This is a genomic window from uncultured Campylobacter sp., from assembly GCF_937997535.1.
In the GTDB taxonomy this organism is placed as follows: domain Bacteria; phylum Campylobacterota; class Campylobacteria; order Campylobacterales; family Campylobacteraceae; genus Campylobacter_B.
In genome coordinates this window covers 1-5,831 of the sequence record NZ_CALKTT010000076.1, presented here as the reverse complement: position 1 = coordinate 5,831, position 5,831 = coordinate 1, and the positions used below count along the sequence as shown (strand labels likewise).

Here is a 5,831-nt window from a genome sequence, read left to right as displayed (position 1 = left end):
GTGGACGTTTATTCGCGCAGCGAGATTAAAATTTTAAGCACGGTCGACGTCGCGGCGCTACAAAAGCAGGTGGACGAGCTGGCTAAGCAGATCAGACAGCTTGACACGACGCTGCAAGGCGCAAACTGGCAGACCGATCTGATCGAAAGCTAAAAGCATAAAATTTAAAATTTCGGGTAAGTATCGCAAGAGGCGAGCATGAAAACCTTCCTTGCAACGGAATTAATAGCGCTCGCGGAAACGGCGCACCCCTTTTACGATTTATTTTCAGTAAATTTACAGGGGCAATGTGACTACGCAATGTAACTACCTAATGCTGATCTAGCGATACCCAGGGCGGGAACGGGGAAATTTGAAACGAAATTTTGATTTTTACGGCGCAGCTTGCGGGCTCGCGGTGAAATTTAGCGGCGATTTGGGCGGATTTGACGCTCAAATTTTGCGTTAAATTGTAGGCGCGCTTGCTATTTTGCATTTTGACCCGTCTGGCGTCAAATTTTTACAATAATCATAAAATTTAGCCAAATTTAAAGGATGAAATTTGAAATTTAAAACCCTTGCGCTAGCGGCCGCATTTTTCTTTGCGACGAGCGTAAATGCAGAGCTCGCGGCAGATACGAATTCTATAAATTCCAAAACAACGAGCGGCGCGGAGCAAAATCTCGCGGACGTAAAAGACGCCAAATTTCAAAACGTGGGGTTTAAGGGTGCAGATACCGCAGCGCGCAACACAAACCCAAACTCATCACAAAAAGCAACCCTCATCGACGAAGCGAAAAATTTCTACCGCGTGGACGAGCGGCTATTTCGCAGTGCACAGCTTGACGGGAGCGACGCCGCGAAACTGCACGAGCTGGGTATCAAAAGCATCGTAAATCTGCGCCATTTTAGTAGAGGCGGTGACAGAAGGGCGTTTGGGGATCAATTTTGGCTCGCGAACAAGCCGCTTCAAAGCTGGGAGATAAAGCCCGCGCAGATCGCGGACGTCTTGCGCACCATTCGTGAGCGCCAAAAAGAGGGCGCCGTGCTCGTGCACTGCTATCACGGAGCCGATCGCACGGGGCTTGTGGTGGCGATGTACCGCGTGATCTATCAGGGCTGGAGCCTGGATGCCGCGCGCAGCGAGATGATAGACGGCGGATACGGCTTTCACTCCATGTGGCAGGATATCGCGGGCTTTTTGACGCCGCAAAACGAAGCGCTCGTAAGAGCCGAGCTTGGAATTTAGACGAAATTTCGTCCATCCGATCAGACGTCGGCAAAATTTGTAAATTTAATAATGACAAAGTACCGTTTATAACGAAATTTTAGAATACGAGCTATGTATATTTTCTGGGGCGAAGCTCGGGATACACAAAAATGTGGGCGAAAAACGAGCTGCAAAGGCGCGCGGAGTTTGAGCAAAAATTTGAGGCATGCAAACAAAAGGCGCGGGAAATTTTAAATTTATAGATATCGCTAAAATTTTACTCTTTGCGGTGAGCTAAATTTAAAACCGTAAATTTCTGCAAAAAAGCAAAGAAACCTTAAAATAGTAAAATTTAGGTCGTAAAATTTTACGCATTTTTCTACTAAAAATTCTTATACCCTTTTTTCAAATATACGCTCATACCACCCGTGCGTATCGCAATCAAATCGGCTAAATTTTAAAAGCCCGATTTGCACTTGCGGCGACGAGGCGCGTAAAACGCCGCAGATATTAGAAAAATATCCGTAAATTTAGCCAAAACGGAGTAAAATTTGAGCGGCAAATTTAACAAAAGGAGCGATCGTGGAAAATTTATTACTGGCGCAGCTGCGCGAGGCGCTACCGCAGGGTATGCGCGTGCCGAGCGAGACCCAGGCGCTTTATGCGTGGATCGAGGTAAACGGCTTTTATGACGACGCGGGCGGGCGCAGACGCGGCTATCTCTACCCACAGGATCGGCTACGGCAGAGCTGGAGCGACGATGAGCGCGAGGGCGGCACGGACATCGTCTTTTTCACGGACGAGCCGAAAAATCGCGACGAGGAGCTAAGGTATTGGTTTTACGGCGAGGATCGCGAGCTTGCTGCGGAGATCAAGCAGCGGCTTTGCGTGTTCGCAGGCAGTGGCTCGGAGGGCTCGATGTGCGCGCTGTGGTTGGACGATGCGGGCGAGACGAAGATCGTACACATGGGCTCCGGCTCGGGTTCGAGCATGACCTGCGTTTTGGCTCATAGCGGGCTTGATTTTTTGCGATTGCTCGCGATCGGTTACGATGAGATCTGCTGGGATGAGGATTTTAGCGCGCCGCCAAACAGCGAGGAGGATGATTTTATCGTGCATCCAAACGTAAAATTTCAGCAGTGGGTAACACAGACGTTCAAAACGACGATCCCGCAGACCGCGCTTGAGCTCGTCACGCCCGCGCATCTGGACGACGAGAACCCGAGCGACGAGTTTTTGATCTGGGTAAATCGCGTCGCGGAGTGAAATTTAAAGCGGCTTTTGCGCCGTTTAATGAAGTATTGCGGGGTTTGCTTTTGCTGGGAACCTTGAAATTTAAGCTTTTGCTGGCTAATTTAAAAAGCGCAAATTTAATGGATATCTTTTTATTAAAATTTGGCGGCGGTATCCATATAGAAAAGCATTAATCATCTATTACCGCTTTTGCTGCTCTTAAAATTTTTAATAAATTTGCTCGATAGAATTTAACTCTTTACAGTGTGGCGGTAGAATTTTGCTGTTATCCGAAATAAGACGCGATAGAAAAGTTGCCGCGTCTTTAAGAATCCAAATAAATTTAGCTAAATTCCGCGTGGATGGGTTATATCAAAGCATGGAAATTCTGTCGGTTTATTAGCAAAGAACTGATTGAGACTAAATTCTAAAGCAGAAAAAACAAGGCTAAAAGCTTTTCGGTAGTTTTGGCGATAGGTTGTCTTTAAGTGTCGTATCAGAAAAATTGTGACCGTAGCGACGTAGGCAGCGCGCGCAGAGTGAAAAAATGGCGCGAGCATCTGTATCGGCGTAGCGCTTTTTAGGCTTCGTATGAAAGATTGCATCCAAACGGATCCTGCTGTCAAATATCTACATAAATTACGGCGGATTTTTATCGAGGGCATGAGGGCGAGCCACAAGGCATATCCAGCGAATACGTCTTTGCAGCTAGCTGCATGCAGGCATTTGAAAGCCGGAAAGCAAAACGAACAGGTTGAAATCTGAAAGCATTAATAGGCGCGCAATAGGCAAATTGCGCTCAGTGGCGAAGTGAGCGCAAACTTTTGTGGCAGCTTTAAGCTATCTGCACGCGCGTAGGGTGGCAGGCGCTACTTTACTTTAAATCTCTTTTCGGATCTTGGGTTTGCGCGCGCAGAGTAGCAAGCGCTAAGCAGCTCGGCGCGGAGGTATCGTATTTTGCACCGCTTTCGCAGTAACTCTCCTTGATACCTGCCAGCTGACGCACTTTCTAGCAAGATGAGTGATTGTTGTTTTGACATTGATGAGGATGAGCTTGGCGGGCTCATGACAGCATATACAGCTCAGTAGCGGTAAACGCGTAGTTCGCAGCGTTTTATGAATTTAGCGGAGGGTTTGAGCTGGGTGGGCATGCATAGTTTTTTAGCGCCTTGTGGAAATTTAAGACGAGTATTATTGCGAGCGGGTGCAAATTTTTAGGTAAAATTTTATGTTCATTGATTTTTATATGACTGTACTAAAGCATGCTCCATACGGCAATTTCGTATAAATTTTAACGTAAATTTTGCCCCATTAGGGAGGTGGAGTAAAATTTACGATCAAAAGGGCGTGGGATTATGTCAGCAGGCTGCGTGTGCAACGCAAAAAATAGCGATGCAGGAAGCGTATCGAGTAGTGCGGATGAAAAGATGATTTTCATCCGTCACTTTTAAAATAAATTTTGCGACTAAAAAAGCAATTTTGCCTTTGTAAATTTTAAAATTTTGCTAAAAATTCTTCGTATTTTTCTGCACTTTTTGCGATATATTCGCTATCTGGATGAAATGAAAATCCATAGCCAAAGTGGCACGGCAGCAGTTTAGCACCCGTAAAATTCATAGTGCATTTAAAAGGTGTGATAACTTCTTCTATGCAAAATCCGATCGTGCCGTCTTTTTTATAGTTATTTTGCTCGTCGCCGATAGTGATCGCTAGGGCAAATTCTTTACCTTTTAGCTTGTCGCCGGTGCTGCCGTAAGCCCAGCCGTAGGCAAATACATCGTCGAACCATCGCTTTAAAAGCGGCGGATAGCTGTACCAATAAAGTGGAAACTGAATGATAATTTTATCGTGGCTTAAAAGTAACTCCTGTTCGCGCGCAACATCGATTTTGCCGTTCGGATAAGCAGCGTAAATTTCGTGAATATCAAATTTATCCGCTTGCTTTTTGGCTACCTCGCGCCACGCCTTGTTTGCGTGCGAGCTTGCCATATCGGGATGAGCGATGATGATTAGGTTTTTCATATTTTATCCTTGTTTTAAATTTCTTACATTATATGTTTTTTGGCTGAAATTTTGATTTATCATCTAGCATAATATGGGTATGAAATTTCAAATAAAATTTTACTTCCACCCAAATACTACCGGAAGACTTGTAGTTTTTTGCATGCGATTAGAAGTTAAATTTATAAGCAAATATGGCAGATCCCAAAATCGATAGAATTTTATCTATTAAATTGTATTAAAAATTTTAAATGGTATGAAAAATGCGCCGAAAAATTCGGCGCAAATGAAAGGAATACTAATCTTAGATTAGCGCAGGAGCTACTAAAAATCCTAGAGCAACCGAAAGCGCAACCATAATGGTTCCCGGAAGGAAGAACGAGTGGTTAAATACAAATTTACCGACTCTAGTCGTTCCGGTATCGTCCATAGCGATCGCGCCGAGCGTCGTAGGATAAGTAGGGAGCACGAACAAGCCCGAAACGGCTGCGAACGATGCGACCAATATCCAAATTTGACCGGAATTTTCAGGGCTAGTCATTCCAAGCGCGGCGGCGACGGCAGGCATCATAACCTTTGTGGTTGCAGCCTGCGAGTATAGCAAGCAGCTTAGGAAGTATAGCGCGACGGCTAGTACGAAAGGATACTGCGTAACGACGTTTTTAGCTACCTCTTTGATACTGTCAATATGACCGTTTACGAAAGTAGTACCGAGCCATGCGATACCGATGACGCAGATGCACGCATTCATACCGCTTTGGAAAGTGCTGGTAGAAAGCAGTTTGCCCGTATCGATCTTGCACAAAACAGCGATAAGAAAGCCGATAGTTAGCATAAAGCTGATGATCGCGCTATCTCTTGAAAGGATTGGTTTTTCTACCAAGCCAACGCTCTTTGAGATCGCAAGCGCATAGCAAACGACGATCAAAACGCCGATAGCAAATATAGCAACCGATCTTTTCGCATAAGGTTTCGGCTCTTTATATTCTTCGGCTTTGATCTCGGCTACAAGACCTTTTGAAAGTCTCTCTTTGTAAACAGGGTCTTTTGAAAGATCGAGATCGTAGAATTTATTTACGATGAAAGCCGTAATCAACATAGCTACGAAGGTAGTAGAGATGCAGATAAACAAAAGCTTAGGATAGCTAACGCCTAGCTTCTCGCACAGACCGCTCATAGCGACGAATGCCGCTGAAATAGGGCTCGCAGTGATCGCTACCTGAGACGAAACGACCGAGAGCGCAAGAGGAGCGGAAGGCTTGATATTCTGCGTCTTTGCGACCTCTACGATAACAGGGATCATAGAAAACGCAGTATGTCCGGTGCCCGCTAGTATCGTAAGTAGATAGGTAACGATAGGCGCTAGGAAGTTGATCTGTTTAGGATTTTTCCTTAAAATTTTAGATGC

The 5,831-nt window shown here is 45.3% G+C and carries 5 protein-coding genes; 3 read left to right on the top strand and 2 right to left on the bottom strand.

What is annotated here, in order from left to right:
• The 3 genes from Q0117_RS10655 (at position 1) to Q0117_RS07300 (ending at position 2,455) form a co-directional block, all read left to right on the top strand.
• Positions 1 to 153 (top strand): hypothetical protein, encoded by a 153-nt coding sequence (locus tag Q0117_RS10655; RefSeq protein ID WP_366807797.1) that lies wholly within the window; start codon positions 1 to 3, stop codon positions 151 to 153.
• A gap of 388 nt (positions 154 to 541) precedes the next feature.
• Positions 542 to 1,228 (top strand): tyrosine-protein phosphatase, encoded by a 687-nt coding sequence (locus Q0117_RS07305; RefSeq protein ID WP_297924163.1) that lies wholly within the window; start codon positions 542 to 544, stop codon positions 1,226 to 1,228.
• Between the two features lie 543 nt (positions 1,229 to 1,771).
• Positions 1,772 to 2,455: an SMI1/KNR4 family protein gene (locus Q0117_RS07300; RefSeq protein ID WP_297924160.1), complete on the top strand. Its 684-nt coding sequence runs from the start codon at positions 1,772 to 1,774 to the stop codon at positions 2,453 to 2,455.
• A 1,461-nt stretch (positions 2,456 to 3,916) separates the two neighbouring features.
• Here Q0117_RS07300 and Q0117_RS07295 read toward each other — a convergent pair.
• Positions 3,917 to 4,444, bottom strand: coding sequence for an NAD(P)H-dependent oxidoreductase (locus Q0117_RS07295; protein WP_297924158.1), 528 nt, complete (start codon positions 4,442 to 4,444; stop codon positions 3,917 to 3,919).
• 283 nt (positions 4,445 to 4,727) lie between these two features.
• Positions 4,728 to 5,831 (bottom strand): anaerobic C4-dicarboxylate transporter (locus tag Q0117_RS07290; protein ID WP_297924156.1); only part of this gene is annotated, 1,104 nt, incomplete at its 5' end.

Excerpts from the sequence above, each read along its gene's own strand:
- Q0117_RS07295 (WP_297924158.1), bottom strand. The coding sequence starts at position 4,444 with ATGAAAAACCTAATCATCATCGCTCATCCCGATATGGCAAGCTCGCAC.